General features: G+C 52.2%; 16 protein-coding genes. 8 read left to right on the forward strand and 8 right to left on the reverse strand.

Going from position 1 to position 20,449, the window contains the following annotated elements; genetic code table 11:
• Window positions 1–92: 92 nt before the first annotated feature.
• On the forward strand, window positions 93–1,481 hold the full coding sequence (locus NAL19_RS21175; RefSeq protein WP_225086304.1) for a nucleobase:cation symporter-2 family protein: 1,389 nt from the start codon (window positions 93–95) through the stop codon (window positions 1,479–1,481).
• 158 nt (window positions 1,482–1,639) lie between these two features.
• Entirely contained in the window at window positions 1,640–3,331 is a 1,692-nt protein-coding gene (locus tag NAL19_RS21180; protein WP_263058376.1) for an AsmA family protein, read from the forward strand.
• Between the two features lie 305 nt (window positions 3,332–3,636).
• On the opposite strand, the gene fabY is transcribed toward NAL19_RS21180, so the two are convergent.
• The 4 genes from fabY to typA all read right to left on the reverse strand — a co-directional run bounded on the left by fabY (window position 3,637) and on the right by typA (window position 7,811).
• Complete coding sequence (gene fabY / locus NAL19_RS21185; RefSeq protein ID WP_263058377.1) at window positions 3,637–4,578, reverse strand: fatty acid biosynthesis protein FabY; 942 nt, start codon at window positions 4,576–4,578, stop codon at window positions 3,637–3,639.
• 135 nt (window positions 4,579–4,713) lie between these two features.
• Window positions 4,714–5,151 carry a D-aminoacyl-tRNA deacylase gene (dtd, locus tag NAL19_RS21190; protein WP_263058378.1) on the reverse strand — a complete coding sequence of 146 codons (438 nt, stop codon included), beginning with the start codon at window positions 5,149–5,151 and terminating at the stop codon, window positions 4,714–4,716.
• Window positions 5,152–5,215: 64 nt separating this feature from the next.
• Window positions 5,216–5,827 (reverse strand): glucose-1-phosphatase, encoded by a 612-nt coding sequence (yihX, locus tag NAL19_RS21195; RefSeq protein WP_225086308.1) that lies wholly within the window; start codon window positions 5,825–5,827, stop codon window positions 5,216–5,218.
• 160 nt (window positions 5,828–5,987) lie between these two features.
• A complete protein-coding gene (gene typA, locus NAL19_RS21200; RefSeq protein ID WP_010281652.1) occupies window positions 5,988–7,811 on the reverse strand; it encodes a ribosome-dependent GTPase TypA in 1,824 nt (607 codons plus the stop codon).
• Window positions 7,812–8,180: 369 nt separating this feature from the next.
• Here typA and glnA point away from each other — a divergent pair, with 369 nt between their 5' ends.
• The 5 genes from glnA (at window position 8,181) to NAL19_RS21225 (ending at window position 13,985) form a co-directional block, all read left to right on the forward strand.
• Window positions 8,181–9,590 carry a glutamate--ammonia ligase gene (gene glnA / locus NAL19_RS21205; protein WP_015842300.1) on the forward strand — a complete coding sequence of 470 codons (1,410 nt, stop codon included), beginning with the start codon at window positions 8,181–8,183 and terminating at the stop codon, window positions 9,588–9,590.
• Window positions 9,591–9,804: 214 nt separating this feature from the next.
• Window positions 9,805–10,854 (forward strand): nitrogen regulation protein NR(II), encoded by a 1,050-nt coding sequence (gene glnL / locus NAL19_RS21210; protein WP_263058379.1) that lies wholly within the window; start codon window positions 9,805–9,807, stop codon window positions 10,852–10,854.
• An 8-nt stretch (window positions 10,855–10,862) separates the two neighbouring features.
• A complete protein-coding gene (gene glnG, locus NAL19_RS21215) occupies window positions 10,863–12,275 on the forward strand; it encodes a nitrogen regulation protein NR(I) (RefSeq protein WP_010298133.1) in 1,413 nt (470 codons plus the stop codon).
• Between the two features lie 271 nt (window positions 12,276–12,546).
• The gene (locus NAL19_RS21220; RefSeq protein ID WP_263057333.1) at window positions 12,547–13,569 is read left to right on the forward strand and encodes an IS110 family transposase; all 1,023 of its coding nucleotides are present in this window, start codon (window positions 12,547–12,549) and stop codon (window positions 13,567–13,569) included.
• A gap of 278 nt (window positions 13,570–13,847) precedes the next feature.
• Window positions 13,848–13,985, forward strand: coding sequence for a YshB family small membrane protein (locus NAL19_RS21225; RefSeq protein WP_145962345.1), 138 nt, complete (start codon window positions 13,848–13,850; stop codon window positions 13,983–13,985).
• Between the two features lie 56 nt (window positions 13,986–14,041).
• Here NAL19_RS21225 and hemN read toward each other — a convergent pair whose 3' ends face one another.
• The 3 genes from hemN to yihI form a co-directional block, all read right to left on the reverse strand.
• A complete protein-coding gene (gene hemN, locus NAL19_RS21230) occupies window positions 14,042–15,415 on the reverse strand; it encodes an oxygen-independent coproporphyrinogen III oxidase (protein WP_263058380.1) in 1,374 nt (457 codons plus the stop codon).
• A gap of 221 nt (window positions 15,416–15,636) precedes the next feature.
• Window positions 15,637–15,813, reverse strand: a complete 177-nt coding sequence (locus NAL19_RS21235; protein WP_263058381.1) for a hypothetical protein — start codon at window positions 15,811–15,813, stop codon at window positions 15,637–15,639.
• Window positions 15,814–15,816: 3 nt separating this feature from the next.
• On the reverse strand, window positions 15,817–16,371 hold the full coding sequence (gene yihI / locus NAL19_RS21240) for a Der GTPase-activating protein YihI (RefSeq protein ID WP_263058382.1): 555 nt from the start codon (window positions 16,369–16,371) through the stop codon (window positions 15,817–15,819).
• A gap of 176 nt (window positions 16,372–16,547) precedes the next feature.
• Here yihI and yihA point away from each other — a divergent pair, with 176 nt between their 5' ends.
• Window positions 16,548–17,183 (forward strand): ribosome biogenesis GTP-binding protein YihA/YsxC, encoded by a 636-nt coding sequence (yihA, locus tag NAL19_RS21245; RefSeq protein ID WP_263058383.1) that lies wholly within the window; start codon window positions 16,548–16,550, stop codon window positions 17,181–17,183.
• A gap of 416 nt (window positions 17,184–17,599) precedes the next feature.
• On the opposite strand, the gene polA is transcribed toward yihA, so the two are convergent.
• Window positions 17,600–20,389, reverse strand: a complete 2,790-nt coding sequence (gene polA / locus NAL19_RS21250) for a DNA polymerase I (protein ID WP_263058384.1) — start codon at window positions 20,387–20,389, stop codon at window positions 17,600–17,602.
• Window positions 20,390–20,449: the final 60 nt, after the last annotated feature.

Consider the following 20,449-nt stretch of genomic DNA (forward strand, 5'->3'; position numbering starts at 1 on the left):
CATATCGAAGAGATGAGTTAGCAAACGTTTGCTTTCGACAAAGAGATCATTAAAATGCGCTCTTTGTCGTTTCAGGAACGCCAACTTACATCATGACTACCACCACGGAAACGTCCCAAACAGAAACCGCTGCCACACCTCAGCGCAGTGAACTCATCTATCGTCTTGAAGACAGGCCGCCGCTGCCGCAAACGCTGTTCGCCGCCAGCCAGCACCTGTTGGCCATGTTTGTTGCGGTGATTACCCCCGCACTACTGATCTGTCAGGCATTAGGTTTACCCGCTCAGGATACGCAGCGCATTATCAGCATGTCGCTTTTCGCTTCCGGTCTGGCCTCTATTCTGCAAATTAAAACCTGGGGTCCCGTCGGTTCTGGTCTGCTGTCTATTCAAGGCACCAGCTTTAACTTCGTGACACCACTGATTATGGGCGGACTGGCGCTGAAAAATGGTGGCGCGGACGTTCCCACGATGATGGCGGCACTGTTCGGTACGCTGATGGTCGCGTCCTTCACCGAAATCATTCTTTCACGCTTTCTGCATTTAACCCGCCGTATCATCACCCCGCTGGTTTCCGGCATTGTGGTGATGATCATTGGTCTGTCGCTGATTCAGGTCGGCCTGACTTCTATCGGCGGCGGCTATGCCGCAATGGGGAATAATACCTTCGGCGCACCCAAGAATTTACTGCTGGCTGGAGTGGTGTTACTGGTTATCATTCTGCTGAACCGCCAACGTAACCCCTATCTGCGTGTTGCATCACTGGTGATTGCCATGGCGGTGGGCTATCTGGGTGCCTGGATGATGGGAATGCTGCCGGAAAATACGTCTTCGCAACACGATACGGCCATCATGGTGCCAACACCGCTGTATTACGGTTTAGGCTTTGACTGGAACCTGTTGATCCCACTGATGCTGGTCTTCATGGTGACATCGTTAGAAACCATCGGCGACATCACCGCGACCTCCGACGTGTCTGAGCAGCCGGTCAAAGGCCCGCTGTACATGAAACGCTTAAAAGGCGGCGTGCTGGCAAACGGTCTGAACTCTTGCCTTTCCGCCGTATTCAATACCTTCCCTAATTCTTGCTTCGGCCAGAATAACGGCGTCATCCAGCTTACTGGTGTTGCCAGCCGCTATGTGGGTTTCGTGGTGTCGCTGATGCTGATCGCACTGGGGCTGTTCCCTGCCGTTAGCGGATTTGTGCAGCATATTCCAGAGCCGGTTCTGGGCGGCGCCACTATCGTGATGTTTGGTACGATCGCCGCTTCCGGTGTGCGCATTGTGTCCCGCGAGCCGCTGAACCGTCGTGCTATCATGATTATTGCGCTGTCGCTGGCCGTTGGTCTTGGCGTATCGCAACAGCCGCTGATTCTGCAATTCGCGCCGGATTGGATTAAAACATTACTGTCTTCCGGTATTGCGGCTGGCGGTATTACCGCAATCGTGCTGAATTTGGTCTTCCCACACGAAGAAAAATAGCGCCAACCCGCAATAATTTCTGTTCAGTTTCATGTAAAAGCGAGCGGTGATGCAACACCGCTCGCTTTTTACTGTCTGTAACAGCATTACCTATTGAGCCTTCAGGGAAATTGCGGCATAAGAACAGTTCTCCCTGACGATTGGCATGGACTGACACGATGAAATTTATCGGGAAATTATTGCTGACCCTACTGCTGCTGGCCTTTTTAGCGCTGGTAGTCGTATACGTATTACTGCAAACCAGTTGGGCAGCAGGCTGGGTGAGCAATTGGGTAAACCAGAACACCGACTACCAGTTGTCACTGGGCAAGATCAATCATGACTGGTCAACAGCCGATCATATCCAATTCACCGACGTCAGTTTCGGTCAGAAAAACCAGCCGCCGACACTCGCTGCAAAGCGGGTTTCAGCCGGGTTTAGCGTGCGCCAGATTACCGATCCGCGCCATTTCGCCAGTCTGGAGCTGGAAGGGGGCACGCTAAATCTTTCCTCTCAGGCCGCCACACCCCCTATCGAAGCCGATGTGCTACAGCTGCGCACGATGGCACTGCAGGCGAAAGACGGCGATTGGCGGCTGAATGGTCAACAGATTAACGGTGGAATGGCACCCTGGCAGCCCGAAGCGGGTTATCTGCTAGGCAAACAGGGGCAATTCCAGCTCAGCGCCCGTTCACTCGAACTCAACGATATTCCTGCCAGTCAGATCTTGGTTCAGGGCGAAATCAACCATAACCAGCTGATTCTGAGCAATTTCGGTGCCGATGTTGCTCAAGGGCAGCTAACAGGCAACGCCAGTCGCGCAGAAGATGGCAGTTGGCAGATCGGTAACCTCCGGCTCAGCAATGTCCGTTTGCAAACGCAGAGAACGCCGGAAGCCTTCTGGCAACCCGTGACCGAATTACCTTCCGTTACGGTTGCTCGCTTTGATCTGATTGATGCCCGTATCGAAGGGCCGGGGTGGGCGTTTATCGACCTCGATGTTGCCCTGCAAAATGTCACGTTTAAGCAGAATGACTGGCAGAGCGAAGGCGGAACGCTGTCGTTCAATGCAACCGACATTGTGAACGGCAACATGCACCTCATCGACCCTATCGTGAATCTGGATTTGTCACCGGCAGGCGTTAACATCAAGCAGTTTTCTACGCGCTGGGAAGGCGGTTTACTGCGAACCAACGGCAACTGGCAGCGTAGCAACCAACGTTTACAACTGAATGAGTTTGTTGTCGCAGGGATGGAGTACACACTCCCCGGCGATTGGCGTCAGCGGTGGCAAACGACGCTGCCATCCTGGCTGGCAGAAGTGAATGTGCAGAAATTCACGGCTAATCGCAACCTGCTGATCGATATCAACCCTGATTTCCCCTTCCAATTGACCGCGCTGGATGGGTACGGCAGTAATCTGTTGCTGGCTCGCAACCACCAGTGGGGAGTATGGGCAGGAACGCTGAATCTTAATGCCAGCGACGCGACGTTCAAGAAAGTCGATGTGCGTCGCCCTTCACTGGCACTAGTGGCCGACGATAACCAGATCGCCATTAACGAACTTAGCGCCTTTACGCAAAATGGCATGCTGGACGCTAAAGCGACCATCAACCAGCAACCGGCACGTAATTTCTCCCTGTCTCTGACAGGGCGCGCCGTACCGCTGGATGTTCTGACGCGTTGGGGATGGCCAGAACCCGCAACCGCACCGACCGGTAATACGAATCTGCAACTGCAATTGAATGGGCGGCTCGCCGCCGATACGCCGTTGAAGCCGACGCTAAACGGTACGCTGCAGGGTGTGGATAGCAACGACCACCCAATCAGGCAGCAAATGCATCAGGGAACCGTGACAGAAACGCAATAACTATCGGGTATTCAAAACACGGGGCCAGATCGTTGGCAAATCTATTTTCCAAATGGAAACGGGAGTAACGGAATAGAAGAGTAAAGCGTTTGCGCCAGGGATGGCGCAAGCCGAGCTTACATGGACGTACTTGCAGCGTCTTTACGATCTATCCGTTACTCCCGCTCTACGGACTTTATCAGCAACATCACCCAGTGAGAATAACGGGTATTATTATGGCGAAATGCTGCTGGCTAACATGCCGCGTGATGTATTGATGGGAATAGAGTCATAATATTTGCCTCTCTATAGTGCTTAGATACGGGTTAATCCACCTCCGACCCGCCTGCTTCCAGTGGCGCATCCGGTTGAGCAGGCAGCACGATATACACCCCTTCAAATAACGCCCCTTTACTGTCATCACCGAAGAGCTCAACATTTAGCTGCACGCGTGCCTTACGCCCCCGCGCCAGACGATCCAGATCGCCACTCAGTGACCCTAAGTCGGCAACAGCGCTCGGCCGACCGCTCACCGGTGTGCTGTAACGAATGTGCGCATCCGCCAGAATAATCGTTCCACCGAGGTGCCGTTCACGCAGCAGCAGCCAGATCAATCCCCAGCCGGTGAGCGTCGCGAGAGAAAACATGCTGCCGGCAAAAAGCGTGTGATGCGGGTTCTGATTGCCCGTTTCAGGCATGGTGGTGATAAATTTTTTCCCGGTGTACTGGCTTATCCGCACTCCCATCTTTTCACTCAGAGGAATGTGCTCGTACCAGGCCTGTTGTAGCTGTCCGCACCAGTCAGGGCGGTGCAAAATATCATCCAGCGTCGCCACCGGTTTGATCATCAGAAAGTGCCGCACAGGCGTTGTTTGTGGCGCAGTGATCTCCCCCTGGTTAACAAAACCCAGCTTGGAGAAGAAATCCATTGCGTCTTCACGGGCGCTACAGACCACACGCTTGACGCCTTCCTGACGCGCGACAGACTCCAGAGTAATCGCAAGCAACGTCCCTAACCCTTTCCCCCGCACGTCGGGATGAACCGCTAAAAAGCGGATTGCCGCTTCGTTATCCGCATTGATGGAAAGACGGCCAATTGCGACCAGCCTTCCCTGCTCATCCACCACGGTTTGGTGATGTGCCAAGGCATCATAGGCATCACGCTCGGAGCCTAACGGCTGGCGCAGAGGTTTACGCAGCATTTCCCAGCGGAATTGATAGTACGCATCCAGTTCTTCTGCGCTTTCAGGTACTCTCAGATGATACATAACCCTTCCTCTATACCGAGATGCCCCATTGCATCGGGGTTCATAAAATCAGACCGCTGACAAACTGATACGCAGCGCGATAACCGTGGCGGAGCCTGCAATGCTATGTTTGTAGAATGCTATGTTTGTAGAATGCTATGTTTGTAGCCAGAACGTCACCGGGCCGTCATTCACCAATGCCACTTTCATATCCGCCGCAAACTGCCCTGTTTCCGTGTGAACGCCTTGCTCACGGCACTGTCCGACAAAATACTGATAGAGACGGTCGGCCTCCGAGGGGTGCGCGCCGCGAGAAAACCCAGGTCGCATACCACGCTGCGTATCAGCCACCAGCGTAAACTGAGAAACCACCAGCACGTTGCCGCCAGCCTGACGAACATTGAGATTCATTTTCCCATTATCATCACCGAATATGCGGTAACCCAACACACGCTCGCAGAGCCGCGTGGCTTTTTGTTCGTCATCGCCCTGCTCAACGCCCAGTAAGATCAGCAAACCTTTATCGATTTCCCCAACCACACTGCCTTCTACCGTAACGCTGGCGCTGGATACTCGCTGAATTAGCGCAATCATAAAACCCAACTACTCCTGATGTCATCATTCCCAATAGAGGCCGTGTCCGCCCCTGCGATATAAATCATGCTTTAGCTGTCGTTGCCTGCATAGCAAAAAAATCCGGCACCACCTGACGATCGGTCACCAGAATGCTGTGAATGCCCAAACTCTGGGCAGCATCAACGTTTGCGGCATTATCGTCAAAAAAGACGGCCTGCGCTGGCGTCACGCCTTCCTGCGTCAGAACATACTGATAAATCGCCAATTCTGGCTTACGTAATCCAATGTCTTGTGACAGATAGATTCTGTCGGCCGCCGCCCCCACTTCCGGGAACAATGCCGGCCAGTGTGAACAATGGAGGCGATTGGTATTCGACAGAATCACCACGCGGTGACCTTCCTGACGCAGGCGCTGCATGATGTCGATAACCTCAGAACGCAATGCGACAAAGATAGCCTGCCAGCCAGCGGTGAATTGCTCGAAGCTCAGGGCGATACCCATTTCCTGACACAGTCTGGTCGCAAATTCTTCATCGCTAATCTCGCCCCGCTCATGCTGTTCAAATGCTTCCCCCATCACAAAACGTTCTTGCAACGTCGCGAGCGGCGCACTGCTCAGATTACTCCAGACGCCTAATACTCTTTTGAAATCAATATCAATGACGACATTACCTAAATCAAAGATATACAGCATGGCAGCCTCCTCCTGACGTAATCGTAGGATTTTCACTGTAGCGGGAAATGGCGAAACTGAACAGGGAGGAAATATAAGGAAAGGTTAAAGTGGAAGAAAGCGCATAAAATTCAGGGCACCCGAAGGTGCCCTGTTGCGTAACAGACAAATCCGTCTGAAATTAGACGTCTTTGCTGCCGCGGCTAGCGCGTTTACGGTCGTTTTCGGTCAGATGACGCTTACGAATACGGATAGACTGTGGCGTTACTTCAACCAGTTCGTCGTCATCAATGAACTCCAGCGCTTGTTCCAGAGACATTTTGATCGCCGGAACCAGCGTGGTCGCTTCATCAGTACCCGATGCACGCATGTTGGTCAGTTTCTTACCGGTCAGACAGTTTACTGTCAGATCGTTAGAACGTGAGTGAATACCGATGATCTGGCCTTCATACACTTCTGCACCGTGTCCGAGGAACAGCTTACCGCGATCCTGCAGGCTGAACAGCGCAAACGCGACGGCTTTACCTTGACCGTTAGAGATCAGCACGCCGTTCTGACGCTGGCCGATTTCACCCGGACGCACATCATCGTAGTGGCTGAACGTGGAGTACAGCAGACCTGTACCAGACGTCATGGTCATGAATTCGGTACGGAAACCGATCAGACCGCGAGCTGGGATCAGGTAATCCAGACGGATACGACCTTTGCCATCTGGAATCATGTCTTTCACATCACCTTTACGCTCACCCATGGCTTGCATGACTGAACCCTGGTGCTGTTCTTCGATGTCCAGCGTCACGTTTTCAAACGGCTCTTGGTTACGGCCGTCGATAACGCGGTTGATAACTTTAGGACGTGATACGGCCAGTTCAAAGCCTTCACGACGCATGTTTTCGATCAGAACCGACAGGTGCAATTCACCACGGCCAGAAACGCGGAACGCATCAGCGTCTTCGGTTTCGTCAACGCGCAGGGCAACGTTGTGTACCAGCTCTTTGTTCAAACGCTCCAGAATCTGGCGCGACGTAACATACTTACCTTCTTTACCACAGAACGGTGAAGTATTGACGTTGAAGAACATGGTAACGGTAGGTTCATCGACGCTCAGTGCTGGCAGCGCTTCGACATTCTGCGGATCGCAGATGGTGTCGGAAATATTCAGCTCGCCCAGACCGGTGATCGCGATGATATCGCCAGCTTCCGCTTCGGTTGCGTCGATACGCTCCAGACCCAGGTGAGTCAGAACTTTACCGACTTTACCGTTACGGGTTTTGCCTTCGCTATCAACAATAGTCACTTGTTGGTTAGGCTTAACTTTACCGCGCTTGATACGGCCGATGCCGATAACGCCAACATAGTTGTTGTAGTCCAGCTGAGAGATCTGCATCTGGAACGGTGCATTCATCTCAACCTGAGGCGGAGACACGTGATCGACAATCGCCTGATACAGCGGGGTCATGTCTTCCGCCATGTCGGTATGATCGAGACCCGCGATACCATTCAGCGCAGAAGCATAAATGATCGGGAAATCCAGCTGCTCGTCAGTTGCATCCAGGTTCACGAACAGGTCGAATACCTGATCGACAACCCAGTCAGGACGCGCGCCAGGACGGTCAACTTTGTTGATAACCACAATCGGTTTCAGACCGTTGGCAAATGCTTTTTTGGTCACGAAACGCGTTTGCGGCATCGGGCCATCCATCGCATCAACAACCAGCAGTACCGAGTCAACCATCGACATTACACGCTCAACCTCGCCGCCGAAGTCGGCGTGTCCCGGGGTATCTACGATGTTAATGCGGTAGTCTTTCCAATTAATGGCGGTATTTTTTGCGAGGATGGTAATTCCACGCTCTTTCTCCAAATCGTTGGAGTCCATTACACGCTCGGTTGCTTCGACACGTTCACCGAACGTTCCGGATTGTTGCAACAGCTTGTCAACCAGGGTGGTTTTCCCATGGTCAACGTGCGCAATAATGGCGATGTTACGCAAATTTTCGATCACAGCTTTGCCTCAGGCATTTAGAAATAGCGCGCTATTGTACACGTATTAATCGAGGGACTAAACAAGATCACAAGCATCTATGATAAACAACCTAGAGCTGCTTGCTTTGTGATCCCTTTCACGGTGCAAAAGCGCTACAAGCGAACACAAATGCACTAAATAAGTGCAATAATTCACATACAGGGCACCATTTTGGTGCTTTAAACTATAATGGTGCAGTGGATTTCCGTGAGAAAGCCCCAAGTAGCAACACATTGCACACATTTAAAAAGTTGGCACACTTTTAGCTTTAGTCTACTCACGGCAACAACATCAATCCACAACGATATTCGTTCCACGACGATAAATGACCAATCGGGAGAACCAAGTATGTCCGCAGAACATGTTTTGACGATGCTGAATGAGCACGAAGTGAAGTTTGTTGATTTACGCTTCACGGATACTAAAGGTAAAGAACAGCACGTCACCATTCCGGCTCATCAAGTTAATGCCGACTTCTTCGAAGAAGGTAAAATGTTTGATGGTTCCTCGATTGGCGGCTGGAAAGGTATCAACGAGTCAGACATGGTTCTGATGCCCGATGCCAGCACAGCGATGATCGACCCGTTCTTCGAAGATTCTACGCTGATCATTCGTTGTGACATTCTTGAACCAGGCACCATGCAGGGTTATGACCGCGACCCGCGTTCTATCGCGAAACGTGCGGAAGATTTCCTGCGTTCTTCTGGCATTGCCGATACCGTTCTGTTTGGGCCTGAGCCAGAATTCTTCCTGTTCGATGACATCCGTTTCGGCAGCAGCACGTCCGGTTCTCACGTTGCTATCGACGATGTTGAAGCTTACTGGAACTCCGGTAAAGAATACGAAGGCGGTAACAAAGGTCACCGTCCAGGTCTGAAAGGCGGCTACTTCCCGGTTCCACCAGTCGATTCATCACAGGACATCCGTTCTGCTATGTGTCTGACTATGGAGCAGATGGGTCTGGTTGTTGAAGCTCATCACCACGAAGTCGCAACCGCTGGTCAGAACGAAGTGGCTACCCGCTTCAACACCATGACCAAAAAAGCTGACGAAATTCAGATCTACAAATATGTCGTGCATAACGTGGCTCACGCCTACGGCAAAACTGCGACCTTTATGCCAAAACCTATGTTCGGTGATAACGGTTCTGGTATGCACTGCCACATGTCTCTGTCCAAAGACGGTACTAACCTGTTCGCTGGCGACAAATACGGCGGCCTGTCTGAACTGGCTCTGTTCTACATCGGCGGTGTTATCAAGCACGCTAAAGCCATCAACGCCTTGGCGAACCCGACCACCAACTCCTACAAGCGTCTGGTCCCTGGTTACGAAGCTCCAGTTATGCTGGCTTACTCTGCCCGTAACCGTTCTGCTTCAATCCGTATTCCGGTTGTTGCCAGCCCGAAAGCACGTCGTATCGAAGCGCGCTTCCCGGATCCAGCAGCTAACCCATACCTGTGCTTCGCTGCACTGCTGATGGCTGGCCTCGACGGCATCATCAACAAAATCCACCCTGGCGATGCGATGGACAAAAACCTGTACGATCTGCCTCCAGAAGAAGAAGCAGAGATTCCAAAAGTTGCAGGTTCTCTGGACGAAGCCCTGGCTGCACTGAACGAAGACCGCGAGTTCCTGACCCGTGGTGGCGTGTTCACCGACGACGCTATCGAAGCGTATATCGAACTGCGTAAATCTGAGATTGACCGAGTTCGTATGACGCCGCACCCAGTTGAGTTCGAACTGTACTATAGCGTTTAATAACAACAGCGTTTAATAACGACAGCATGGTTGGGTGTGCTGATACCCAACCATGCCCGATAAACAACAGAATACTAAGAAGTTTGTTCTTGTTGCCGTGGAAACGCTTCAGCCCATCTTCGGATGGGCTTTTTTCACCACCGGCATTGGCCGTTGCGACGTAACATCCATCATTCACACTACAATGCACCACGATGGTGCGGGAGTCTGCGTTATGGCAACAGGCACGCTGCCCGATGCTGGGCAGATCCTCAATTCCCTGATAAACAGCATCTTATTGCTGGATAACGATCTGGCGATTCACTATTCCAATCCGGCAGCACAGCAATTACTGGCACAAAGCTCGCGTAAATTATCCGGCACGCCGCTGCCCGATTTGCTGGGATACTTTTCTCTGAATATCGATTTACTGCGTGAAAGTCTGGATTCAGGGCAAGGTTTTACGGATAACGAAGTCACCATCGTCGTAGATGGTAAAGCGCACATCATGTCGCTCACCGCCCAGCGGGTACAAAACGATTTTATCCTGCTGGAAATGGCGCCGATGGATAATCAGCGCCGTCTCAGTCAGGAACAACTTCAACATGCACAACAGCAGGCCGCCCGTGATTTAGTCCGGGGCTTAGCGCATGAGATAAAAAATCCGCTTGGCGGATTGCGTGGCGCCGCGCAGCTGCTTGCTAAAGCGTTGCCCGATCCGGCGTTGACGGAATATACCAAGGTCATCATCGAACAGGCGGATCGCCTGCGTAATCTGGTCGATCGCCTGCTCGGGCCACAACAGCCCGGCCTGCACGTCACTCAAAGTATCCATCAGGTCGCCGAACGCGTTTGCCAGCTCGTTTCACTGGAAAAACCAGATAACGTGACGCTGGTGAAAGACTATGACCCCAGTCTGCCAGAACTGACGCACGACCCTGACCAGATTGAACAGGTACTGCTGAATATTACCCGCAATGCGCTACAGGCGCTGGGCGAGGAAGGCGGGACGATTACGATTCGTACCCGCACGGCTTTTCAACTGACGTTACACGGCGTGCGCTATCGGCTTGCCGCACGTGTTGACGTGGAAGATGACGGCCCCGGCGTACCCGCTCAACTACAAGACACCCTGTTTTACCCGATGGTGAGCGGGCGCGAAGGGGGAACCGGTTTAGGGCTTTCCATCGCCCGCAGTCTGATCGACCAGCACTCCGGTAAAATTGAATTTAACAGTTGGCCAGGACACACCGAATTCTCGGTTTACCTGCCCATTCGCCAGTGAGGTTCACAATGCAACGAGGGATAGTCTGGATTGTCGATGACGATAGCTCCATCCGTTGGGTGCTTGAGCGCGCGCTTGCTGGTGCGGGTTTAACCTGCGCAACGTTTGAGAACGGAAATCAGGTACTACATGCGTTAGCAACACAAACTCCCGACGTTCTGCTGTCCGACATCCGCATGCCAGGGATGGATGGATTAGCGCTCTTACAGCAAATCAAACAGCGTCACCCGATGCTCCCGGTCATCATTATGACGGCACATTCTGATTTGGATGCCGCCGTCAGTGCTTACCAACAGGGTGCGTTCGACTATTTGCCGAAGCCGTTCGATATTGATGAAGCCGTTGCGCTAGTTGAGCGCGCGATCAGCCATTATCTGGAACAGCAGCAGCCGGTACGTAACCAGCCGATCAATGGCCCGACAACGGACATTATCGGCGAAGCGCCCGCGATGCAGGATGTCTTCCGCATCATTGGCCGTCTGTCTCGCTCATCGATCAGCGTGCTGATTAACGGCGAATCGGGAACGGGTAAAGAGCTGGTAGCACATGCCCTGCATCGCCACAGCCCGCGCACCAAAGCCCCTTTTATCGCCCTGAATATGGCCGCTATTCCCAAAGATCTGATCGAATCAGAGCTGTTCGGCCACGAAAAAGGTGCGTTTACGGGAGCGAACCAGATTCGTCAGGGTCGCTTTGAGCAGGCTGATGGCGGAACGCTATTTTTGGATGAAATCGGTGACATGCCGCTAGACGTGCAAACACGCCTGTTGCGCGTCTTGGCAGACGGACAGTTTTATCGCGTTGGCGGCTATGCGGCGGTGAAAGTAGACGTCCGCATTATCGCGGCAACGCACCAAAACCTTGAACAGCGCGTGCAGGAAGGCAAGTTCCGTGAGGATCTGTTTCACCGCCTGAACGTGATTCGTGTTCACCTGCCCCCGCTGCGTGAGCGTCGAGAAGATATCCCTCGTCTGGCGCGTTATTTCTTGCAGGCCACGGCCAAAGAGCTGGGCGTCGAGCCGAAGAATCTGCATCCAGAAGCGGAAACGGCGCTAACCCGTTTGCCGTGGCCCGGCAACGTGCGCCAATTGGAAAACACCTGTCGCTGGTTGACGGTCATGGCCGCCGGTCAGGAAGTGCTGATTCAGGACCTGCCGCCCGAACTGTTCGAGACCACGGCACCAGATTCCACTGTACATATTCTGCCGGACAGCTGGGCTACGCTATTGGCACAATGGGCCGATCGCGCGCTGCGTTCCGGTCATCAAAACCTGCTGGCGGAGGCCCAACCGGAAATGGAAAGGACGCTGCTGACAACAGCACTGCGGCATACGCAGGGTCATAAGCAGGAAGCGGCAAGATTGCTGGGGTGGGGTAGAAATACTCTGACGCGTAAACTAAAAGAGCTGGGAATGGAGTAGCGAGATTGCTTTTTTATTACTCAATTGTTAACAAACAAACTGGTGATAAAAAATACAATCTGGCGCACGAAATTGTCACTAATTTGTCCTTTACTTGCCTCGAGTCAGCAGTATGATCGTGTCGCTGATTCGGGAGAATGAGATGAACGCATCCCAACTATTTGACGAGTAGCACAGAGGCTGAAAGACGGGGTGTGGAGCCTCGCAGATTTCCGGCATCATCGTGCCTATAACGGGATACTCATCGTTCCCCTGACTGGAGACTCCACACATGAATAACTATACCCCTGTTGGCGTTGATATCGCAAAACACCTGATTCAGGTTCACTTCATCGACAAACATAGCGGCGAAGTGGTGGATAAACAGCTGCGACGTCAGGATGTTCTGACCTTCTTCAGCAACCGTGAACCCTGCCTGATTGGTATGGAAGCCTGTGGCGGCTCTCAGCACTGGGCCCGGGAGTTGAAGAAACTTGGTCATCAGGTTCGCCTGCTTCAGGCGAAATTCGTCAAAGCCTTCCTGATGGGCAACAAGAACGATGTCATGGACTCCCGCGCCATATGGATGGCGGTCCAGCAACCGGGACGGGGGATTGCCGTAAAGAGCGAAGAGCAGCAGGCCGTTCTGGCACTGCATCGCATGCGCCGCCAGTGGGTGAAGTTCCGCACCGCGCAGACCAATGCCCTGCATGGCTTACTGCTCGAATTTGGTGAAACAGTACGCAAAGGACGTACCGCGCTGGACAAGGCTCTGCCCGTGGCGCTGGAGAGGCTGAAAAACCGCCTGCCGCTGTTCCTCATCGCCCAGATTGAAGAGCAGCACCGTCGCTTGAGTGAGCTGGATGCTCAGATTAACGGCATTGAGCAACAACTGACGGCGCTGGCGAAACAGAACGAGACCTGCCGACGGCTGATGGCTATACCCGGCGTAGGGCCACTGATAGCCACGGCGGCGGTGGCTACGATGGGCGAGGCTCATGCGTTCCGGTCGGGACGGGAGTTCGCGGCCTATGTCGGACTCGTCCCAAAACAGACCGGCACTGGCGGCAAGGTTCGCCTGCTGGGGATAAGCAAACGCGGTGACACCTACCTGCGTACGCTGTTTATCCATGGAGCGAGGGCAGCGAGCCTGTTGGCGAAAGAGCCGGGACCGTGGATAACGGAGTTAAAGAAACGGCGGCCGACCAGTGTGGCGATAGTCGCGATGGCCAACAAACTGGCGCGCACGGTGTGGGCGGTGGCGGCGCACGAACGGGAGTACCGGAAAGATTACGTCAGCATCAGGCCGTATTAACAGCGGATGCTGAAAACCATTAACCCTTAACAAAAGGATGAATGCGGAAAGGTTGCGAGGGCAGCCAGCGTGATGACGACGACAGGTAAGACCGGGACTTGCTAAACCTGAATGGTGTGTCGGGCATAAAGCCCGCCAGGAGAATAAGGAGCAAGTCGGCGAATCTCATCGAGGCCCGCGGCACAGGCTGCAATAAGGCCGGATATAGAGCTGCGACCTATCCGTCAACGTCAACACAACGGAAGCCTTGCAAACGGGATGCGTTCATATAGAACACCATGCTGGACTCATTGATTTCAGTTGCAACACTTTCCGTTGCAACACATGGCGCTGAAATTGGCTCCGCGGCAAGCCATTCGCCGCAGGCTGCTATTGCCGCCGTATTGTGTGCTGCACTGATTAATTTCTTTAGTTGATCACAAAAGTTTGAGAACAGCCAGTCGGTACTAACATCGACTGGCTGTTTTTTTGACTAAATCACGCGGGAAAACTGCTGTGTTCTGAGCTTGCTACGCAGATAGACGTCAAAGCACATACAGATATTGCGGATCAGCAAACGTCCTTTCGGCGTCACCACCAGCCCGTCTTCCTGACTATCCACCAGCCCATCAGCCACCAGCGGAGCCAGTAACGCTAAATCCTGCTCAAAGTAGGTTTTAAAATCGATCGCATATTCTGCTTCAATGGGCGCATAGCTAAGCTGGAAATTACAAATTAGCGTCTTAATCACATCGCGACGAAGGCAGTCGTCACGCGTCAATTGCAGCCCGCGCCACAGGGCATTTCCTTTGTCTTTAACCTGCGCATAATACTGCTTCAGTTCCTTCTGGTTCTGGGCATAGCTATCACCGATCATACTAATCGCAGACACCCCCATCCCAAGCAGATCGCTATCGCCCTGCGTCGTATAGCCCTGAAAATTGCGATGCAGCTTCCCTTCTCGCTGCGCCACGGCCAGTTCATCGTCCGGGCGAGCAAAGTGATCCATACCGATAAACTGATAGCCCGATTGTGTCAGCGACCCAATCGTCTGTTGCAGAATATCCAGCTTTTGCTCCGCGCTCGGTAAATCCGCTTCTTTGATCTTGCGCTGCGCAGCGAACAGGCTGGGTAAATGCGCATAGTTAAAGACGCTAAGCCGGTGCGGGCTTAATTCCGCAACGCGCTGTAGTGTAAAAGCGAAGCTTTCCGGCGTTTGCTTCGGCAGGCCGTAAATCAAATCGATATTGGTTGAGGTGAAGCACAGCGCCTTTGCCCGCTCAATAAGGGCAAAAATAAAGTCTTCATCCTGCTCACGATTGACCAGCTTCTGAACGTCTTTATTAAAATCCTGAACGCCCATGCTCAAGCGGTTAAACCCTTCGGCGCGCAGATGATCGAGGACGTCCAGCTCAATTTCTCGTGGATCGACTTCAAGCGACAGCTCAGCCTGCTCGGAAAAAGAGAACAGCTCACGCAGCAGTGACATCAGTCGACTAATTTGTGCTTTATTCAGGTAGGTTGGCGTACCACCGCCCCAATGCAATTGCGTCACCGTTCGCCCGGCGAATAGCGGCGCACGCTGGCGAATTTCCTGCTCCAGCACATCAAGGTACTCATCCGCTTTATGCTGCTGACGCGTAACCAGCTTATTACAGCCGCAGAAATAGCACAGCCGATGGCAAAAAGGGATATGGATGTACAGCGACAGCGGTCGCTGCGGATAACGGACGATGGCCTGTTGAAACGCAGGCTCATCGTAAGCTTCATTGAATTCTAACGCTGTGGGATAAGACGTATAACGCGGCCCAGAATAGTTATATTTTTGAATCAGGGCCAGATCCCAGTCAACGGACGGTATCGACATATTCGCTCACTCCTTCCAGTTTTTACTCGGTGGGTTATCCTTCCCCTCCTTTAGATCACCAAAAATGGCGCTCAAAAACGTTTCCTACGTTTTGTTACTCGTCTCATCCTTGAGACTCGCCCTAAAGGGCCGTCACCTTGTGACGTTCAAAAACGCTCCCGGCGTTTTGTTACTCGTCTCATCCTTGAGACTCGCCCTAAAGGGCCGTCACCTTGTGACGTTCAAAAACGCTCCCGGCGTTTTTGTCTTGGGCGTTGGCGTCGCGCATGATTCATACGCCCGTTAAACAGGGCGCGATGCAACCGATGCTTACGCTTCGATAATAGCCATAGTTTACTGAACAGATAGAGCAGATAAAACGCGACCAGCAATATCAGGAACAGAAACAGCCATTTCATTGATTAGAACGCGTCTTTCGGGTTATTACGTTTCAAAAGCTGCAACATATCTTCCTGCTGCTCTTCTTCGTCATCATCACCCAGCTCAATGCCAAGCTCTTCCATCAGGATATCGATACGATCCAGCGTTTCATCAACCCATGACTGATCTTTAGCGCTTAGCGTTTCACCGCTATCCAGACGATCTAATAAAGCATCCAGACGTGAATCGTTTTCTAACATTTCCAGCTCTTCTTCCGGAGACATTGTCGGTTTGGCAGCAACAACTTTCTCCACAGGCGCAGAAGGCTTCGACTTAGGCTTCGGTTTCTCTACGGCGCTGTCTAACACGCCAAGCTGTACGGGCTTCTTACTACCAATGCGCGGATCGGCTACTTTACGCTGACCAGAACGCTGATCGGTGGATACTTTTTCCTGAGTTCGGCTGCCCGCCGCGTGACCACGATGCTTTTTATCTTTCTTACGCTCACGCGCTTCGCGCTCTAACTCTTCGCGAGTCTTTCTTTTTACTTTGGGTTTTCCTGCCTTATCGGCAGCCCCTTTGACAGGTCGGTTCATAATGTTGTTCTCAGGTACACAGATATAAGGGAAGTGCGGCGGAATCTAGCAGAAAGCCCAAGAATAAAAAAGCGTCCACATCAGACGGCTGAGCTTTGAGGCAGATAAACCCGCCTTTATTGTCAGTTACAGGTATAATCCCCAACCAGACAGAGATCCAGATAGAGATAACCATCGTGACCCTGCAATATAACTACCACATGACGCGTTTTATCATCAGCGCCCCGGATATTCGCCATCTGGCAACAGATAGCGGTATTGAAGTGGCCTTTGCTGGGCGCTCTAACGCCGGAAAATCCAGCGCGCTAAACACGCTGACCAATCAGAAGAACCTGGCACGAACCAGTAAAACGCCGGGCCGTACCCAGTTGATCAACCTGTTCGAGGTGACCGACGGCGTGCGTTTGGTCGATCTCCCTGGCTATGGCTATGCCGAAGTGCCAGAGCAAATGAAGATCAAATGGCAACGTGCGCTCGGTGAATATCTGCAAAAGCGTAACAGCCTGAAGGGGCTGGTTGTGCTAATGGATATTCGCCATCCGCTGAAAGATCTCGATCAGCAAATGATTCAGTGGGCGGTCGATGTCGAGCTTCCAGTCTTAGTGCTGCTGACCAAAGCCGATAAGCTGGCCTCTGGCGCACGTAAGGCACAGTTGAATATGGTTCGCGAGGCAGTCTTGCCATTTATGGGTGATATTCAGGTCGAAGCGTTTTCATCACTGAAAAAACTCGGTGTCGATAAACTACGGCAGAAATTGGATAACTGGTTCAGCACGCTAGAACACGCTGAAGAAGAACAAGAAGCAGAATAATTCTTTCGCGTGGTGCAGAGCATCATCACTCGCATCACGCCCCCACTTTCCCGCAATGATCGCCCACCAGAGACGTTATTTTCACCCTCGAAACCGCGCTGACACCTTGCTGCCAGCCACGTAGCTACCGCCGTTTTGAGGGGTAAAAAACCTGGATAAGCCCCATAAAAAACGCCCCGCTCAAAACTGAGCGGGGCGGCTAATATTCAGCCAAATCCGATTACGTGAAGTAAAAGGTCTGAAAGATAGAACATCTTACCTCTGTACCCTACGTCTTTAACTCTACCCTATTTTTTCACGGGAACAAAGGATTTTTTGTTGTTTACTTTCATAGAAAATGGTTATCGATTACACAAAGTTAAACCAGGTCACACAATACTGTTATTTAATTACAGAAATAGCGCAAGAATCGGCCATTAATGTGCTTCATCCCAGTTCATGCCCGTACCGATGTCGACCTGTAACGGGACATTCAATTGCATACAACCTTCCATTAATGCTTTGATTTTACTAATGGATTCTTCAATAACCGAATCGTGGATCTCGAAAACCAGCTCATCGTGAACCTGCATGATCATCTTCACCTGCGGCGCGTCTTTCTGTAGCCAGTCGTCAATCGCGATCATCGCTTTCTTAATAATATCAGCAGCGGTGCCCTGCATCGGGGCGTTAATCGCCGCACGCTCCGCACCTTTACGCGCCATCGCATTACGAGAATGGATATCAGGCAGATAGAGGCGGCGACCGTCAAGCGTGGACACATAGCCATGCTCCGCGGCCTGTTGGCGTGTACGCTCCATGTAATCCTGCACACCCGGGTAACGCTCAAAATACAGGTTCATGTATTTCTGCGATTCGCTACGGGGAATATTCAACTGACGCGACAGACCAAATGCGCTCATACCGTAGATCAGACCAAAGTTGATCGCTTTCGCACTGCGACGCTGTTCTGATGTCACCTTATCCAACGCAATGCCAAACACTTCTGACGCCGTTGCCCGGTGGATATCCAGTCCGTTCGCAAATGCGTTCAACAGCCCTTTATCACCGGATAAGTGCGCCATGATACGCAGTTCGATTTGCGAGTAGTCCGCCGCCACAATGCTGTAGCCCTTCGGCGCAATAAATGCCTGACGAATACGGCGCCCTTCGTCATTACGCACCGGGATATTTTGCAGGTTCGGATCGCTGGAAGACAAACGCCCGGTCGCAGTAACGGCCTGGTGATAAGACGTATGCACACGCTTTGTCGCCGGATTGATCATCAGCGGTAGCTTATCGGTGTAAGTAGATTTCAGCTTGGCCAACCCACGATATTCCAGGATCAGCTTCGGCAGAGGGTAATCCAGCGCCAGTTCAGCCAGCACTTCCTCATTGGTTGACGGTGCGCCTTTTGGCGTTTTCTTCAGAATTGGCAGCTTTTGCTTTTCATACAGAATGCCCTGTAGCTGCTTGGTCGATGAGAGATTGAACTCTTCGCCCGCCAGCTCATACGCTTGTGTTTCCAGCTCCGCCAAACGGATTGTCAGCTCTTTTGAGTGCTCCGCCAGAATCGCGGGATCGATCAGCACGCCAGTACGTTCGATGCGGGATAAAACTGGCACCAGCGGCATATCGATAGTCTGGAAGACCTGACACAGGTCTGCATGCGGCTGAAGTTTCCCCCACAGTTTCTGGTGCAGATGCAGAGTGACGTCCGCATCCTCGGCCGCATAAGGCCCAGCCTGTTCCAGTGCGATCTGATTAAACGTCAGCTGATTTTTCCCCTTACCCGCGATCTCTTCAAAGGTAATGGTTTTGTGGTTCAGATAACGTTCGGCCAGGCTATCCATATCGTGGCGGCCGGCCACGCTGTCGAGTACGTAGGATTCCAACATGGTATCAAACGCGATACCGCGTAAATCGATGCCGTACCGCTGCATCATGCCTTTATCAAATTTGAGATTCTGACCAACCTTAAGCAGCTTCTCATCTTCCAACAGTGGTTTGAACAAAGCCAAAACCTTGTCGCGATCCAGCTGTTCTGGTGCATCCAGATAGTCATGCGCCAACGGCAAATAAGCCGCTTCACCCGGTTTAATGGCAAATGATAGGCCTATCAGGTTAGCAGTAAGCGTATCCAGCCCGTCGGTTTCTGTATCAAACGCGAAAACGTCAGCCTGTTTTAAACGCTCAACCCAATCAAGCAGCGTTTTCTCATCAAGAATCGTGACATAACCGTCGGCAGAAAGCGCAGGAGCATCCCCCTCTTCAGCAGCCTGCTCAACCACAGCCTTGCTCACAGCCTGAACTGGCTGGCTACTTTTTTTACCTTCCAGCCAGGTGCCAGATTCAACATCTGATAACCAGCGTTTGAATTCATAACGGGAAAAAAGACGATGCAGTTCATCCACGTCCGGTTCATTAACGGTAAGCTGCTCGCTGCTGAGATCCAGCTCAACATCCGTTTTAATAGTGGCAAGCTGATAAGAGAGGTAGGCCACATCTTTATGCTGTTCCAGCTTCGGCGCCATGGTTTTCGCACCACGGAAAGAAAGCTCGGCAATTTTATCCAGATTGGCATACAGCGCATCCAGCCCACCGAGACCTTGCAATAGCGCCTGCGCCGTTTTTTCACCCACACCGGGTACGCCAGGAATGTTATCCGATGCATCTCCCATCAGCGCTAGGAAATCGATAATCAACTCAGGGGGAATACCATATTTATCACACACTTCTTGTGGGCCAAGAATCGTGTTATTCATGGTATTAATGAGCGTCACGCTTGGCGTCACCAACTGTGCCATATCTTTATCGCCGGTACTAATCAGCACCGACTTACCCGCTTTTTCCGCCTGAACGGCGAGCGTGCCAATCACATCGTCCGCTTCTACGCCGGAAACGGCCAAAAGCGGCAGTCCCATCGCTTTCACCATACTATGCAAAGGTTCTATCTGTTCGCGTAGATCCTCTGGCATCGGTGGTCGGTGAGCCTTATAGTTTTCGAACAGTTCATCGCGAAACGTTTTTCCTTTCGCATCAAAAACAACGGCAACATGGCTGGGCTGATATTGCAGCAGCAAACTGCGTAGCATATTCAGTACGCCATACATTGCACCGGTTGCTTCTCCCGCGCTGTTTGTTAGCGGTGGAAAAGCGTGATAAGCACGATACAAATAGGATGAACCGTCTACCAGTATTAAAGGGTTTTCTGCAATCTGAGCCATAGCCTGCCGTGATCGTTGTTGTCTGTCATGGCGCTAAGCATGCCATAGGTCAGGGAAAGA

This window comes from Pectobacterium sp. F1-1, from assembly GCF_025643735.1.
GTDB lineage: Bacteria > Pseudomonadota > Gammaproteobacteria > Enterobacterales > Enterobacteriaceae > Pectobacterium > Pectobacterium colocasium.